This window comes from Micromonospora sp. NPDC049230, from assembly GCF_040647875.1.
Taxonomy (GTDB): Bacteria; Actinomycetota; Actinomycetes; order Mycobacteriales; family Micromonosporaceae; genus Micromonospora.
Genome location: NZ_JBEZCZ010000015.1, coordinates 59,484 through 74,941 on the forward strand (window position 1 = coordinate 59,484; position 15,458 = coordinate 74,941).

The window sequence follows — 15,458 nt, forward strand, 5'->3', positions numbered from 1 at the left end:
ACGGCTATGCGCGCCCGCCCGTGGTGGACAACTCGTCGGCGTGCGGTGCCGGCAGGAGATCACTCAGCAGTTCGCTGAGCACCGCGAGCCCGTCCGGGCTGAGCACCGACTCGGGGTGGAACTGCACCCCGGCGAAACCACGCCCCCGCAGGGCGTGCACGGCGCCGTCGCCCGGGTCCCGGGCCAACTCCACCGGCCCGTACGCGGTGACCATCCGGTCGGCCTGCGCGCGGGCGGTGAACGTGGAGTAGAACCCGACCCGGCGGGTCCGCCCGAACAGCGACACCTCCCGCTGCAACCCCTGATAGGGCGCCTCCCGACGGTGCAGCGCCAGCCCCAGCATCCCGGCCAGCACCTGGTGGCCCAGGCAGACCGCGAGGGTGGGACGGCCGGTCGCCAGCAACTCGGTCAGCAACCCCCGCAGTGCCGCCATCTTCGGCTCGTCCGGGCTGCCCGGGTCGCCCGGCCCGGGGCCGACCACCACCAGGTCGTACCCGTCGACGGGGCCGCCCGCGTGCCACTGCCGCAGGCTCACCGTGAGGCCCAGCGCGCCCAGCTGGTGGGCGAGCATCCCGGTGAAGGTGTCCTCGGCGTCCACGATCAACACGCGGCGGCCGACCAGACCGGGCAACCCGGGCGCGTCCGGTGCCCGCTGGTCCAGCCAGAACCGCGCCAGCGGCGCGTTGCGCGCGGCCAGCGCGTCGCGTACCTCCGGGTCGTCGGCCAGCCGCGCGACCGGGCCGCCGTCGCCGGCGGGCGCCGCCGGCCCGAGGCCCAGCGCGGCCAGCACACCGGCGGCCTTGGCGTGGGTCTCCGCCACCTCGCCGGCCGCCGTGGAGTGCCGGACCAGGGTGGCGCCCACCGGCACCCGCAGGTGACCGGTGGGGGAGATCTCGGCGGTACGGATCAGGATCGGCGCGTCCAGCGTCTGCCGCCCGGCCTCGTCGTGGCCGAGCAGGGCGAGCACGCCCGCGTAGTAGCTGCGGCCGCGGCCCTCGTGTCGGGCGATCACCCGGCAGGCGTTCTCCATCGGGCTGCCGGTCACGGTCGGGGCGAACATCGTCTCGCGCAGCACCTCCCGCACGTCGCGGGTGCCCCGCCCGGCGAGCAGGTACTCGGTGTGCGCCAGGTGCGACATCTCCTTCAGGTACGGGCCGATCACCTGGCCGCCGTGCTCGGCGACGGTGGCCATCATCTTCAGCTCCTCGTCGAGCACCATGTACAGCTCCTCGACCTCCTTCTCGTCGGCGAGGAAACGCAGCAGCGCCGCCCGGTCCGGGGTGTCATCGGAGCGTCGGAAGGTGCCGCTGATCGGGTTCATCATGACCAGCCCGTCGTCGACGCTCACGTGCCGCTCCGGGCTGGCACCGACGAGCGTCCGGGTGCCGGTGTGCACGACGAACGTCCAGTACGCGCCGCGCTCGGCGACCAGCAGCCGGCGCAGCGCGGCCAGCGCGGCCACCAGCGGTCGGCCCTGCACCGTGGCGTGCAGGGTGCGGTGGATGACGAAGTTGGCGCCCGCGCCACTGCCGATCTCCTCGGCGAGCACCCGCCGCACGGTCTCCGCGTACTCCTCGTCGGTGACGTCGAAGGCGGCGTCGGTGGTGCGGACCGGTTCGTCGGGCAGCGCGGCCAGGGCGTCGGCCAGCGCGACCCGCCGATGCTCGCGGACCTGGAGGCACTCCAGCGGGGCGCCGTCGTCGACGCAGGCGAAGCCGCGCTCGGTGATCTGGCGGTACGGCACCAGGGCCAGCGTCCGCGCTCCCGGCGTGCCCGGCGGCAGCGGGATGTCGGCGAGACGCTCAACGGTGCCGACGGTGCCGGTGAACAACTCCAGCTCGTCGGCGTCGTCGCGGCGTACCAGCGCGAAGGGGCCCGGGTCTACGCCGCTGGTCACGGCGGCGATCAGGTCGGTCAGGTGGGTCATCAAGGTCTCCCGTGGGGCCGGGCGCCGCCGTTCGGGGCGGCCATCCGGGCCGGGAGAACCGGCGGCCGCCTCGATGGCGGCCGCGTGGATGAAGCTACGCGCGGAAGGTGGCCGCCGGGTTGGCGGGCCACCAGCAGGTCAGATGCGCGAGCATGTGATCCACCCTACGCGCCCGGCGCCCGGCTGACACCGGGTAACTTGACCGGCGATGAACATTCTCGCGCTCGATCTGGGCACCTCCTCGGTACGCGGGCTGGTGCTGGACGGCGACAGCCGTCCGCTACCCGGCGCCCTGGCCCGGCGCAAGGTCGACCTCGCCATCGGCGACGACGGCACCGGCACGCTGTCCGGCCCCGGCTACCTCGCCTGCCTGATCGAGTGCCTCGACGAGCTGGCCGACGCGGGGCGCCTGCACGACGTCGAGCTGGTGGCGGTCTCCGCCCAGTGGCACTCGGTGCTGCCGCTCGACAGTGACGGCACCCCGATCGGCCCGGTGCTCACCTGGCTGGACACCCGGCCCGCGCCGGTCGGCGGTACGGCCGGACCTTCCGACCCGGACGGTTTCCACCAGCGCACCGGCTGTTGGTGGCACCGTTCGTACTGGTCGATGCGGTTGCCCTGGCTGCGCGAGCAGTCCGGCACGCCGATCGCCAGGTTCGTCGGCCTGCCCGAGTACGTGCTGGGCGAGCTGCTCGACGACGCGCCCATGTCGGTGTCCCAGGCCTCCGGAACCGGTCTGCTCGACCTGCGCACCCTGCGCTGGGACGAGGAGGCGTTGACGCTGGCCGGGGCGCGACCAGCCGACCTGCCGGCCCTCGGCGCGTTGGACTGGCACGGCCGGCTCCGGGCCGAGCTGGCCCACCGGTGGCCGCAGCTGGCCCAGGCGCGGTGGGCGCCCCCGGTGGGTGACGGTGGGGCCTCGAACGTCGGTTCGGGCTGCGTCGACCCGAGCCGGGCCGCGGTCACAGTGGGCACCTCGGCGGCCGTACGGCTGATGCAGCGGATTCCCGCCGGCGACCCGATGCCCCGGCTCCCCGAACGACTGTGGCGTTACCGGGTCGACCACGACCACGTGGTCACCGGCGCGGCGTACTCCAGTGGCGGCAACCTGTTCGCCTGGGCGAACCGGGAGTTGCGGTTGCCCCAGGGCGCCGAGCTGGACGCGGCGCTGGCGCTGGTGCCGGCGGGCGGTGGCCGACCGACCGACCCCCGCTTCGGTGGCGACCGGCCGCCCGGCCTGGTGCCCGCCGGCAGCGGGCAGCTCCGCGGCCTCAGCTTCAGCACCACCTCGGTGGACATCCTGGCCGGGCTGATGCAGGGGTTGTGCGAGCTGGTCGCCGAGGATCTCGCGGTGCTTGAGTCCACAGTCGACAAACCGGTGGGTGTGGTGCTGGGCGGGGGCGCGGTGGCGGCCTCGGTGTGGTGGCGGCAGGCCTTCGCGACCGCGCTGGCACCGCGACCGGTGTCGCACCAACGCAACCCGGAGATCGGTGCGACAGGTGCGGCACTCGTGGCGTTGGGTCGCTTCGGTGACGCGATCGGGCTCGCCGACATCGGCCGGACGGACGAGCTGGTCATGCCGACCACGGCAGGAGGTTCCCACCCGCAGTATCCTTCCTGAACCTCCACGCTGCCCAGGCCGTTGACACTGGTCGCGAGCCTGGTTGGATGGACCCCGCTCCCCGGACCGCGGTGGACGCGGTAGGACCGAGGAGGCAGGGTGGCGGCAGGTCCCGACCCGGCGAACGGCGCGGTGTCGAGCCACCGCCGGCGTCGTTTCGACGTCCGAGTTGTCCCGCATCGACGCCGGTCACCGTTCCGGCTGCGGGACTGGCGGATGAGCACCAAGCTCGCGACGGTGCTGATCGTGCCGTCGCTGGCGTTCCTGGTGCTCGCCGGTGTGCAGACCAGCGCGTTGGTCGGGCGGACGACGGCGTTGAACGACTTCTCCCGCCAGGTCGGCATCGGCCGGCAGATCACCGCGGTGGTGCACCAGCTCCAGCAGGAGCGCGACCGCTCGGCGGGGGAGCTGGGTGAGCTGCGCCGGGGCGGCGACCGGGAAACCGCTGTGAACAACCTGCGGCCGTTGCAGGCGGCGGCCGACCGGGCCATCGACAACCTGCGTCGGGCCGCCGCGCCCCTCGCCGACGCCGACGCGTCCTGGCGGGTCGCCTACTCCGAGGCGTTGGAGGCGTACGACCAGGTCGACGACATCCGGCCGGCGATCCCGCCCGCGGTGCTGAGCAGCGACACGATCCTGAGCAACTACTTCCGGGCGATCGGCGCGATGCTCGACCTGCTCGCCGAGCCGACCCCCGGCCAGGGCCAGCCCGAGCTGAACGACGCGGTCCTGCGCTACGTGCAGCTCGCCCGGGTCAAGGAGCTCTCCTCCCAGGTCCGGGCCCGGCTCTACGCCGCCGGCCGCACCGGTGGGTACGGCACCGAGGACCGGGTGCTCCTGGCGGACCTGCGCGCCCAACAGCTCACCGCGCTCAGCGCGTTCCGGGTGGCCGCGACGAACGACCAGATCCGCCGCTACGACGAGACCACTGTGACCCCGGGATTCCTGGTCGCCACGCGGCTTGAGGAACGCAGCCTGCCAGCCGGCGACGCGGCGCCCGAGGTGCTGCCGTCGGAGCAGTGGTGGTCGGCCAGCCAGCAGCGCCAGGACCAGCTGCGCCAGCTTGAGGCGGGGATTCTGGACGACGCCGTGCGGCAGGCCGACGACGCCAGCAACGGTCAGCTCCGGGCCACCCTGCTGGTCGTCGGTGGAGTCGTCGCGGTCCTGCTGGTAGCCCTGCTGATCTCGTTGCTCGTCGGGCGGTCGGTGGCGCGTTCGATGCGGTTGCTGCGGAGTCAGGCGCTGCGGATCGCGCAGGTCGAGCTGCCGGACGCCCTGGGTCGACTGAAGACCGTCGGCGGTGGGGTGCCCACCATCGAGGTCGCGCCGGCGGTGGTCCGCTCGCTCGACGAGATCGGTGAGCTGGCCGAGGCGTTCGTGGCGGTGCACCGCAGCGCGGTCACCGTCGCCGTCGAGCAGGCGCTCATGCGGCGCAACGTCAACGCGATGTTCGTCAACCTGGCCCGCCGCAGCCAGGTGCTCGTGGAGCGCCAACTGGAGCTGCTGGACGACCTGGAGCGTGAGGAGAGCGACCCGGACCAGTTGGAGAACCTGTTCAAGCTCGATCACCTGGCCGCCCGTATGCGCCGTAACGACGAGAGTCTGCTGGTGCTCGCCGGCACCGATTCCACCCGGCGGTGGAACCGGCCGGTCGGCCTCGGTGCGATGCTGCTGGCCGCCGCCGCGGAGATCGAGCAGTACCAGCGGGTCCGCATCGAGTCGGTGGCCGACGTGTACGTGGTGGGGCACGCCGTCGGCGAGCTGGTGCACCTCGCGGCCGAGCTGCTGGAGAACGCGACGGCCTTCTCCCGCCCGGACACCCTCGTGGTGGTGACCGCCCGGGTCGAGGCCGTGACCGCGCTGATCGAGATCGCCGACAGCGGTCTGGGCATGAGCCCGACCGCGCTGGCCGAGGCGAACGCGGTGCTGTCCAGCCCTCCGGCCGCGGATGTCGCGGCGGTGGAGCGGATGGGTCTGTTCGTGGTCAGCCACCTGGCCGCCCGGCTGGGCGTGACAGTGCGCCTCGACGGTGGTCAGAACGGCCTGGTCGCCCGGCTGGTGCTGCCCGCGGGGCTGCTGGCACCGGCGGGCGCGGTGGAGTTGGATCCACCCGCGTCGGCGCGGATGCTGGCGGCGAACGCCGCTCGGGGCGGAGCCGCACAGCCAGCGGGTGCCCGGGAGACCGGTGCCCCGGTGGCGGGCTTCGACGCCAGGGACCTGCCGGTCGCCGGTCGTCCGCCGGGGGTCGCCGTGCCGCGTCAGGCCCGCCCGGTGCCGATGCGCTCGGAGGATGTGCTGGCCCCGGCCGCCACCTCCGGCAACGGCGGGGGCTGGTGGTCGCGGCAGGGTCCGTCCACGCCTGCGGCGCCCGCGGCGGCGATGCCGCCGGCCATCCCGGTGACCGGCGGCACTAACGAACGCGGGCTGCCGGTGCGGGTGCCGATGGCGCAGTTGAGCGCGGTCACCCGTACGGCACAACCGACCTCGGCGCCGAAGCGCGTCGACCCGGACCCGGAAGCGGTCGGCGGCATGCTCTCCCGGCTCTACAGCGGGGTGCGGCGTGCCGAGGCCGAGGACACCACCGAGATACCCGTGCCACCGTCCGGGGGGTACGACGAAGGAGGACGACGACAGTGACGACGTTGAGCCAGGAGGCGCGTGACCTGAGCTGGCTGGTGAGCGCGTTCGCGGAGCGGGTGCCGGGCGTGGCGCACGCGGTGGTGGTCTCCTCGGACGGGCTGCTGGTGGCGATCTCCGACCACCTGCCCCGCGACAACGCCGACAAGCTCGCGGCGGTGACCTCCGGGCTGATGAGTATCACGGCGGGCGCGGCCTCGATGTTCGACGGCGACATCGTCAAGCAGACGGTGGTCGAGATGGGCCGCGGCTACTTCCTGGTGATGCAGATCCGCGACGGTTCGATCCTGGCCACGTTGGCCGCCGGAGACGCGGACATCGGCGTGGTGGGCTACGAGATGGCCCGGCTGGCCAAGCAGGCGGGGGAGATGCTCACCCCGGCGCTGCGAGCGGAGTTGCAGCAGGCCCTGCCCCGCTGATCGGCCCTCGGGCCGAGACCCGGACGGTCACCGGCTCACCCGAGCCGAGCCGTCCGGGCCCGGCACTCCGGGTGGCGGCCCGCTCAGAAGCCGCCGTCGGTGATGACGGAGCGGTACCAGGTGGCGCTGCTCTTGAGCACCCGCCGCTGGGTGGGGTAGTCCACGTAGACGAGACCCCAGCGCTGGTCGTAGCCCGCGTCCCACTCGAAGTTGTCAAGCAGCGACCAGACGTGGAAGCTCTCCAGCGGCACCCCGTCGGCGATGGCCCGGTGCACGGCGGTGAGGTGGTCGCGCAGGAAGTCGATCCGACCGGCGTCGTGGACGGTGTCGTCCGGGGACAGCGTGTCCGCCGTGGGCAGGCCGTTCTCGGTGATGGTGAGGGGGATCGGGCCGTAGTCGCGGGTGACCCGGGTCAGCAGGTCGTATATCCCCTCGGGGTAGATCTGCTGCCACTCGGCCTCGGTGGTCGCCCAGCGTCGCACGGTGCCGCCGTCGGCGGTGACGTAGATGGGTGTGTAGTACTGGACGGCCAGCAGGTCGATCGGCGCCGAGATGATCGCCAGGTCGCCGTCGCGGATGCCCTGGACCATCCGGCTCTGCGGGCCCAGGTCGGCAAGCAGGTCCTCCGGGTAGTCGCCTCGGAGCAGGGAGTCGAGGTAGAGGCGGTTCTCGTAGCCGTCGTAGAGGCGGGCGGCGGCGGCGGCCTGCGGAGAGTCGTCGGCGGGGTAGCAGGGGTGCAGGTTGAGCGCGGGGCCGATCCGGCTGCCGCTGCCGGTGGCCCGCAGCGCGCCGACGGCGAGCCCGTGCGCGAGTTGCAGGTGGTGGGCGACCAGGTAGGCGGCGTCCGGGTCCTGCCGGCCGGGGGCGTGGTGGCCGGTGAGGTAGCCGTTCTGCACCACGGTCTTGGGCTCGTTGATGGTCAGCCACGCCGGCACCCGGTCGCCGAGGGCGCGGAAGACGACGTCGGCGTAGTCGGCGAAGCGGTGGGCGGTGTCGCGCGACTCCCAGCCGCCGGCGTCCTGAAGGGCCTGGGGGAGGTCCCAGTGGAACAGGGTGGCCATCGGGGTGATCCCACGGTCGTGCAGGCCGTCGACGAGCCGGCGGTAGAAGTCGAGCCCGCGCTGGTTGGGCACGCCGCTGCCGTCGGGCTGGATGCGCGGCCAGGAGATGGAGAAGCGGTAGCTGCGCAACCCGAGGTCGCGCATGAGGTCGAGGTCCTCGGTGTAGCGGTGGTAGTGGTCGGCGGCCACGTCGCCGGTGTCGCCGTTGCGGGTGCTTCCCGGGACACGGCTGAAGGTGTCCCAGACGGACTCACCACGCCCGTCCTCCTTGGCGGCGCCCTCGATCTGGTACGCCGAGGTGGCGGCGCCCCAGCCGAAGTTGGCGGGGAAGCGCAGCGGGCCGGCGGGCCCGGTAGGTATCGACATGGATTCTCCTCGTGGATACGGGGCCACCGCCGGGATTCGGGAGCGCTCCCAGGATAGGCCAGGGGCGGCTGGCCCGGGTCAGCCGGCCGTCATGGCGGCCGGCGATGGCGGGTCGAGGCGGTTGGGGGCCCCAGACAGCGAACAAGGCCGCCGGGCGGCGCGGCGCGCCTGTCCCGTCGGCCTCTTTTCCCATCGTGTACGGGGGTTTAGTGTGGGGACGGGGGAGGGCAACCCCCGTCCCCACCGTAACTGCACACACACGGGCGGAATTTGGGTCCTGCCGTGCGTGTCGCGCGGGAGCCGGGCCACGCGAGTGGCTCTGGTTCCACCTCCCTCCGTAAGGCGGGATGATGGCTGACGACGGCGTCCGGGCTGGCCCGTCGTCGGCCCTCGGGATGGTTCGCCGGGCCCGTCAGGACGACCCCAGCGATCTTCTTTTTGGAACCTTGTCGATGGAAGCGCTCCCATCGACCGATGTTGCGACTGTAACGCCCGTCACCGCTTTGTGAAAGACCCAAAACGAGATCGAAACAACGGGCTGAACGAGCGGCGTCTGCGCTTGTTGTGGGAGCGCTTCCATGGCAGACTGTCGATTCAACGCGACAGGAGCCACATCGCGTGAGTGCGGGTTCTACCGAGGGCAGCCGGCAGCACAGTCCGGTCACGGTCACCCGATCGCAGCCGGCGGGACCCCTCCCGTGCGGGCCGCACGCCCTACCCCGGCCGGGCCCGGGGGAGACCACCTTCCCGGCGCCTCGAAATCCCCGCGGACCACCACCCTCGCGGGAAGGCGCCTCGCCGGGGACCGTCCCGGCCTGGTCCGAGGAGACACCGCGCACATGAGACAACTGGCACGACGCCGTCGAGTGGCGATCTTCGCCGCCGCCGCGCTCGCCGCGGGCGGGGTGACCCTGCCCGCCGGCGCCGCACAGGCCGCGCCCGCCTGCGACGTGGTCTACGCGACCAACGACTGGAACAACGGCTTCACCGCCAACGTGACCATCAAGAACCTGGGCGATCCGATCAACAACTGGACGCTCAAGTGGACCTTCCCGAACAGCGGCCAGCGGGTCGTCCAGGGTTGGTCGGCCAAATACAGCCAGACCGGCAGCGACGTCACAGTGACCAACGAGTCGTACAACGGCAACCTCGCCGCCGGGGCCTCCACCACTATCGGCTTCAACGGCGCCCACTCGGGCACCAACCCGAAGCCCACCTCGTTCACCCTCAACGGCACCCCGTGCAACGGCACCCCGGCCAACCTGCCGCCGACGGTGTCCCTCGGCCTGCCGAGCGGGCCGTTCACCGCGCCGGCCGACGTGCCGCTGACCGCCACGGCCAGCGACCCGGACGGGACGATCAGCAAGGTCGAGTTCTACCGCAACGGCCTGCTGATCAACACCGACACCTCGGCTCCGTACGCCTACACGCAGGAGGACCTGCCGGCCGGCAACTACACGGTGCAGGCGAAGGCGTACGACAACGGCAACGGCATCGGGGTCGACGAGAAGGCGTTCACCGTCGGCGCCCCCAACGGCCCGACGCTTGTCGCCACCCCGTCCGCGGTGAGCGTCAGTGAAGGTGGCACGTCCACCTTCAACCTCAAGCTCAGCGCCGCGCCGACGGCCAACGTGCCGGTCACCCTCACCCCCAGCGGCGACGCCGACGTCACGGTCTCGCCGACCTCCACCACGCTGACCCCGAGCAACTGGAACACCGGGGTCACCGTCACGGTCGCCGCGGCGGAGGACGCCGACACCGTCGGCGGCGCTGCCACCATCACGGCCGCCGCCACCGGTCTCGCCTCGCTGGCGGTCTCCGCCACCGAGATCGACAACGACACCCCGGGCGGCGACAACACCTACATCGCGAAGTTCCTCGAGCAGTACGGCAAGATCAAGAACTCGGGCTACTTCAGCCCCGAGGGCGTGCCGTACCACTCGGTGGAGACGCTGATCGTCGAGGCGCCCGACCACGGGCACGAGACCACGTCGGAGGCGTTCAGCTTCTGGCTGTGGCTGGAGGCGAACTACGGGCGGGTCACCCAGAACTGGGCCCCGTTCAACAACGCCTGGACGGTGATGGAGAAGTACATCATCCCGACCCACGCCGACCAGCCCACCGCCGGCTCCGCGGGCACCCCGCAGTACGCGGCGGAGTACAACCTGCCCAGCCAGTACCCGTCGGCGCTGAACCCGAACGTCTCGGTCGGGCAGGACCCGCTCCGCTCGGAGTTGCAGTCCACCTACGGCACCGGCGACATCTACGGCATGCACTGGCTGATGGACGTCGACAACACCTACGGCTTCGGCCGCTGCGGTGACGGCACCACCAAGCCGGCCTACATCAACACCTTCCAGCGGGGCACCCAGGAGTCGGTGTGGGAGACCATCCCGCAGCCCTCCTGCGACACCTTCAAGCACGGCGGTCAGTACGGCTACCTCGACCTGTTCGTCAAGGACACCGGCGCCCCCGCCAAGCAGTGGAAGTACACCAACGCCCCGGACGCCGACGCCCGCGCCGTGCAGGCCGCGTACTGGGCGCTGACCTGGGCCAAGGCGCAGAACAAGCAGGCCGACGTCGCGGCCACCATCGCGAAGGCCGCCAAGATGGGCGACTACCTGCGGTACGCGATGTTCGACAAGTACTTCAAGAAGATCGGCAACTGCGTCGGGGCCAGCACCTGCCCCGCCGGCAGCGGCAAGGACTCGGCGCACTACCTGCTCTCCTGGTACTACGCCTGGGGCGGTGCGTACGACGCCAGCCAGAACTGGTCCTGGCGGATCGGCTCCAGCCACAACCACTTCGGCTACCAGAACCCGTTCGCGGCCTGGGCGCTGACCAACACCCCGGAGCTCAAGCCGCAGTCGCCGACCGCGGTCGCGGACTGGACCAAGAGCTTCGAACGGCAGCTGGAGTTCTACACCTGGCTCCAGTCCGCCGAGGGCGGCATCGCCGGTGGTGCGACAAACAGCTGGGACGGCAGCTACGCCCAGCCGCCGGCCGGCACCAGCACCTTCTACGGCATGTTCTACGACGTCGACCCGGTCTACAACGACCCGCCGTCGAACCAGTGGTTCGGTATGCAGGCCTGGTCGATGCAGCGCATCGCCGAGCTGTACCTGCAGACCGGTAACGCGAAGGCCAAGGCGCTGCTGGACAAGTGGGTGCCGTGGGCGATCGCCAACACCACCCTCGGCACCAACTGGTCGATCCCGTCGGACATGGCGTGGAGCGGCCAGCCGACCACCTGGAACCCGAGTAACCCGCAGCCCAACACCGGCCTGCACGTCGAGGTCACGGTCAAGGGCCAGGACGTCGGCGTCGCCGGCGCCTACGCCCGGACCCTGATCGCGTACGCGGCCAAGTCGGGCAACGTGGCGGCCAAGGACACGGCGAAGGGGCTGCTCGACGCGCTCTCCGCCGCCGCGGACGCCAAGGGTGTCTCCACCACGGAGAAGCGTGGCGACTACCGGCGCTTCGACGACACCTACAACGCGTCCACGGGCCAGGGCCTCTACGTGCCGCCGGGCTGGACCGGGAAGATGCCGAACGGCGACACCATCGCCGCCGGCAAGAGCTTCCTCGACATCCGGTCCTTCTACAAGAACGACCCGGACTGGCCCAAGGTGCAGGCGTACCTGGACGGTGGCCCGGAGCCGAGCTTCAACTACCACCGGTTCTGGGCACAGGCTGACGTCGCCATGGCGTACGCCGACTTCGGCAGCCTGTTCCCGAACGGCTGACGACGACCCGGGGTGGGTGGCGTGGACCGCCCACCCCGGGATCCGGCCGGGGTCCGGGGAACGACGGACTCCGGCTGGCGGGACGGCCTGACACCCACGGTCAGGCCGGGGTGGGCCGGCCATCTGGCCGACGCAGCGGATCGGCTGGCCCACCCCACCGCCCGGACTGGAGCCAACCGCAAAAAAGCCCAGAAATTCGGGCCGTCACGGGATCACACCGAAGTCCGCAACGGAGTAACGTACGTCACCGGAGAGGCCGCTCCCCCCGTGGCGGCCTCTCCACTTTTTTGCCCTACGCCCGCCCGGATCGGCCCCGGTTCGCCCCCGAATCTACGGTGACCGGATGACGCAGACCGGGGTGCCCGGCCGGCAACGACCGCCGCAGCACCACCCAGCTCAGTGCCAGCGCCGCGGCGACCAGCGGCCAGGTCAGAGCCACCCGGGCCACCACGAGTGCGAGCACCTGCCCACCCAGGTAGAGCGGCACGAACACCGCCAGCCGCACCAGGTAGGTCGCCGTCCACACCCAACTCGCCCGGCCGTAACCGCGCAGCAGCGCCCGGTCGCGCCGCCACCGGGTGCGCTGGCCCAACACCCCGCCGACCAACACACCCAGCAGCGGCCACCGCACCACGATGCTGACCGCCCAGGCGAGGGCGCTGGCCGCGTTGGACAACACCTGGATGAGGAAGAAATCCTCGGCCCGGCCGGTGCGCACCGCGATCAACGCCGCGACACACACGGCCAGCAGACCGATCAGCACCGAACGCGGCCGGTCACCCCGACGCAGCCGTACGCCGGCCACCACCGCGCCCACCGCCAGCGCCGCGCCGATCCCACCCCGCAGCGACTCGCCGCCCAGCAGCCAGCCCGCAGCGAACGCGAGCGGCGGCAGGGTGGCGTCGACAACACCGCCCCGCCCGCCCAACAGGTCCGCCAGCGACTCGGCCCGCGCCCGCCCTCCGGGGTCCGGGTCGGCACCCACCCGCTGGACCGGATCGGGTGCGAACTGGCCACTGTCGTGCTCGGGTGTTCCGTCCACCGCCGCCTCCTCGCCTCTGGCACAACCTAACCGGCGGCGCGCGGCGGGCCACCGATCGACCGGCCGGCACCTGCCGCTACGGTGTGCGGATGCGCGCGACGGCTCGGGGTTGGACCGCGGTCTGGTTGGTCGTCCTGGCCCTCGTCCAGGCTGCCGCATTCCTCGTCGTGTGGCGGGTGGCGGTGCACAGCGGGATCGGCCAGTGGGTGGACACCGTCGCCCTCACCGGCAACCGGATCGGGCAGGACACCATCGAGGGCCCTGTCGACCGGATCCTCAACGCGATGTCGGTGGTCTCCCTGCTGGCCGCCACCGCGATGATCGGTTTCATCGCGCTGATCCGGGGACGGATCGCCCTGGCGATCACCGCGACCCTCCTGATCGCCGGCGCGAACGTCTCGACCCAGCTGTTGAAGTACGGGCTCAACCGTCCCGACTACGGCGTCGACCCGGAGCGCGTCGCGGTGGGCAACAGCCTGCCCAGCGGGCACACCACGGTGGCCGGTGCGGTGGCGGTCGCGCTGGTGCTCGTGTTGCCGGCCAAGGTGCGGGCGGCCGGCGCCTTCCTCGGCGCCGCCTATGCCGCCATCGCCGGAGTCGCCACCCTGTCCGCCGGCTGGCACCGGCCCAGCGACGCGGTCGCCGCGTACCTGGTGGTGGGCGTCTGGGCGGCGGTCGCCGGGCTGGTCCTGCTGATCACCCAGCGGGAGCAGGCCGAGGTCGCACCCGGCGACGCGCACCGGGTGGCCGCGCTGGTGCTCGGCGTGGGCGGGGCACTGGCCCTGGCCGCCTGCGGCCTGGCCCTCGCCTGGCTTGTCGACCTGCGCGACATCGGCCCGGACGAGTTGGCCCGCCGACCCCTGTTCGTCGGGTACGCGGGCAGCGCCGCCGGGATCGCCGGCACGATGGCGGTGGTGATGGCGTTGGTGCTCACCGTCGTGCACCGGCTGGTGCCCCGGGTCAAGGGCTGAGTGGGCCGATGGACCGGGTCCGCGCGGCGTTCTCCGCCGAGTGTGGGCAGCTCACCGAGATCCTGGCCGGGCTGGTCGACGCCGATCTCGACCGGCTCACCGATTGTCCGCCATGGACGGTCCGGGAGTTGATCGCGCACGTGCGCACCGGGGCCGGCCGACTCACCGACATGCTCGCCGCGCCGGCCCCGCCACGCGCCGAGGTCGACGCCGCCGATTACTTCGGCCGGGCGAAGTTCACCCCGACCGTCGACGCCGACCGGATCGCCGGAGGCCGGCGCGACGCGACGCGGGTGGACCGGGCGACGCTGGCGACCGAGTGGGACCGGGCCTGGCGGGCCAGCGACGCCGCGGTGGCCGCCGCACCACCCGATCGCGTCGTACGGACCCGGCACGGCGACGCGATGGGCCTCACCGAGTTCCTGCGGACCCGGGTCGTCGAGGTGGGCGTGCACGGTCTGGACCTGGCCGCCGCCCTGGACCGGCAGCCCTGGCTCACCCCACCGGCGGCCGAGGTGATCGCCGACCTGCTCACCGGGGGTCGACCGACACCTGCCGAGCTGCGCTGGGACCGACTCACCCTGATCCGCAAGACCACCGGCCGGGCGGCGCTGACCGCCCCGGAACGGGCCGCGATCGACGCCGCCGGCTTCCGCTGGCTCGCCTTCGGCCGCTGACCCGCTCGCTGCCGTTTCCGGTTGCCGTTCGCGCGTCGCCGTCCCCGGCTGCTGCTTGCTGCCGCGCGCCAGCTTCGGGCGCTGCTGGTCGGCTTCGCGGGTCGGCTCTGGGCGGTGGAGGTCAGCTCGCGGAGCGGGGGGCGGGGACGTGTGGGGCGACGCCGCGCAGGTGGGTCAGCACCACCGGGTCGATCCGCCCCGGCACCAGCCGCTCCTCCAGGTTCTCCAACCCGGCCCAGGAGTTCAACGCCGCTTCGGTGCCTCCGTCGGCCACCGGATGACCCAGCGCGGCGAGCAACGCCGCCACCTCGTCGGCGACCGCGCCGCTCAGGTCGAGCAGGGTGGCCGGGTCGGGCCGGCTGAACAGCATGGTGTGCACGGCGAGCAGCCGGCCCAGCTCGGCGACCGGGTCCGGGTGGTCGTCCACCCGAAGGTCGACAAGCACGTCGCTGGTGCCGCCGTACCCTCCGCCGCGCTCGACCACCAGCAGGCCGGCGCTCTGCCGGCCCCGCCGGTCGCCGCCGGCCTCGTCGCCGGCCCGCAACGCGGCGACCAGCCGCTCGGCGAACGGCAGCGCCGACCCGGCCAGCCAGGCGTCGGCAAGCGCGTCGACGACCTCCGGGCCGGTGAGCACGTTGCCCTGCGCGGCCCAGCCGTCGCCGGCCCGCCCGCCCGCCCACGGATGGCAGGCCGGCCCGGTCCAGGTGGCACCCGAACCGTCGACACCCACCACGCCGAGCTGGCGGTGCTCCCGCTCGCGATCGGCGGCGATCAGCCCGGCCACCACGTCGGCCGGGGCCACGCCGGTGCGCAACAGGGTGAGGCCCTGCGGCCGGTAGGCGAGGTTGACGTGCGCCTGGGTGGCCAGTGCGCCGACCTCGGCGGCGGCGGCCGGCACCAGCGCCCCGGCGGCGAGGAACTTGCTGGCGACGGCGACGCCGTGCCGGCGACCGTCGGCGGAGCGGGCGACGAGCGAGAAGGTCACCCGCCG

General features: G+C 72.6%; 10 protein-coding genes. 6 read left to right on the forward strand and 4 right to left on the reverse strand.

Going from position 1 to position 15,458, the window contains the following annotated elements:
- Positions 1–4: 4 nt before the first annotated feature.
- The gene (locus tag AB0A95_RS15480; RefSeq protein ID WP_357556380.1) at positions 5–1,927 is read right to left on the reverse strand and encodes an anthranilate synthase family protein; all 1,923 of its coding nucleotides are present in this window, start codon (positions 1,925–1,927) and stop codon (positions 5–7) included.
- A gap of 208 nt (positions 1,928–2,135) precedes the next feature.
- Between AB0A95_RS15480 and AB0A95_RS15485 the strand changes: the two genes are divergently transcribed.
- The 3 genes from AB0A95_RS15485 to AB0A95_RS15495 all read left to right on the forward strand — a co-directional run bounded on the left by AB0A95_RS15485 (position 2,136) and on the right by AB0A95_RS15495 (position 6,604).
- Entirely contained in the window at positions 2,136–3,548 is a 1,413-nt protein-coding gene (locus tag AB0A95_RS15485; RefSeq protein WP_357556381.1) for an FGGY family carbohydrate kinase, read from the forward strand.
- Positions 3,549–3,647: 99 nt separating this feature from the next.
- Positions 3,648–6,185 carry an ATP-binding protein gene (locus AB0A95_RS15490; RefSeq protein ID WP_357556382.1) on the forward strand — a complete coding sequence of 846 codons (2,538 nt, stop codon included), beginning with the start codon at positions 3,648–3,650 and terminating at the stop codon, positions 6,183–6,185.
- Between the two features lie 5 nt (positions 6,186–6,190).
- Entirely contained in the window at positions 6,191–6,604 is a 414-nt protein-coding gene (locus tag AB0A95_RS15495; protein ID WP_355008432.1) for a roadblock/LC7 domain-containing protein, read from the forward strand.
- An 83-nt stretch (positions 6,605–6,687) separates the two neighbouring features.
- On the opposite strand, the gene AB0A95_RS15500 is transcribed toward AB0A95_RS15495, so the two are convergent.
- Positions 6,688–8,031 carry a GH1 family beta-glucosidase gene (locus AB0A95_RS15500; RefSeq protein WP_357556383.1) on the reverse strand — a complete coding sequence of 448 codons (1,344 nt, stop codon included), beginning with the start codon at positions 8,029–8,031 and terminating at the stop codon, positions 6,688–6,690.
- Between the two features lie 839 nt (positions 8,032–8,870).
- Between AB0A95_RS15500 and AB0A95_RS15505 the strand changes: the two genes are divergently transcribed.
- Entirely contained in the window at positions 8,871–11,777 is a 2,907-nt protein-coding gene (locus AB0A95_RS15505; protein ID WP_357556384.1) for a glycoside hydrolase family 48 protein, read from the forward strand.
- A gap of 292 nt (positions 11,778–12,069) precedes the next feature.
- On the opposite strand, the gene AB0A95_RS15510 is transcribed toward AB0A95_RS15505, so the two are convergent.
- On the reverse strand, positions 12,070–12,762 hold the full coding sequence (locus tag AB0A95_RS15510) for a DUF3159 domain-containing protein (RefSeq protein WP_357556425.1): 693 nt from the start codon (positions 12,760–12,762) through the stop codon (positions 12,070–12,072).
- A gap of 140 nt (positions 12,763–12,902) precedes the next feature.
- Between AB0A95_RS15510 and AB0A95_RS15515 the strand changes: the two genes are divergently transcribed.
- Complete coding sequence (locus AB0A95_RS15515) at positions 12,903–13,790, forward strand: phosphatase PAP2 family protein (protein ID WP_357556426.1); 888 nt, start codon at positions 12,903–12,905, stop codon at positions 13,788–13,790.
- A gap of 8 nt (positions 13,791–13,798) precedes the next feature.
- Entirely contained in the window at positions 13,799–14,467 is a 669-nt protein-coding gene (locus tag AB0A95_RS15520; RefSeq protein WP_357556385.1) for a maleylpyruvate isomerase N-terminal domain-containing protein, read from the forward strand.
- A gap of 121 nt (positions 14,468–14,588) precedes the next feature.
- Here AB0A95_RS15520 and AB0A95_RS15525 read toward each other — a convergent pair whose 3' ends face one another.
- Positions 14,589–15,452, reverse strand: coding sequence for a DUF1028 domain-containing protein (locus AB0A95_RS15525; protein ID WP_357556386.1), 864 nt, complete (start codon positions 15,450–15,452; stop codon positions 14,589–14,591).
- Positions 15,453–15,458: the final 6 nt, after the last annotated feature.

Excerpts from the sequence above, each read along its gene's own strand:
- AB0A95_RS15480 (WP_357556380.1), bottom strand. The coding sequence starts at position 1,927 with ATGACCCACCTGACCGACCTGATCGCCGCCGTGACCAGCGGCGTAGAC.
- AB0A95_RS15485 (WP_357556381.1), top strand. The coding sequence starts at position 2,136 with ATGAACATTCTCGCGCTCGATCTGGGCACCTCCTCGGTACGCGGGCTG.
- AB0A95_RS15500 (WP_357556383.1), bottom strand. The coding sequence starts at position 8,031 with ATGTCGATACCTACCGGGCCCGCCGGCCCGCTGCGCTTCCCCGCCAAC.
- AB0A95_RS15505 (WP_357556384.1), top strand. The coding sequence starts at position 8,871 with ATGAGACAACTGGCACGACGCCGTCGAGTGGCGATCTTCGCCGCCGCC.
- AB0A95_RS15520 (WP_357556385.1), top strand. The coding sequence starts at position 13,799 with ATGGACCGGGTCCGCGCGGCGTTCTCCGCCGAGTGTGGGCAGCTCACC.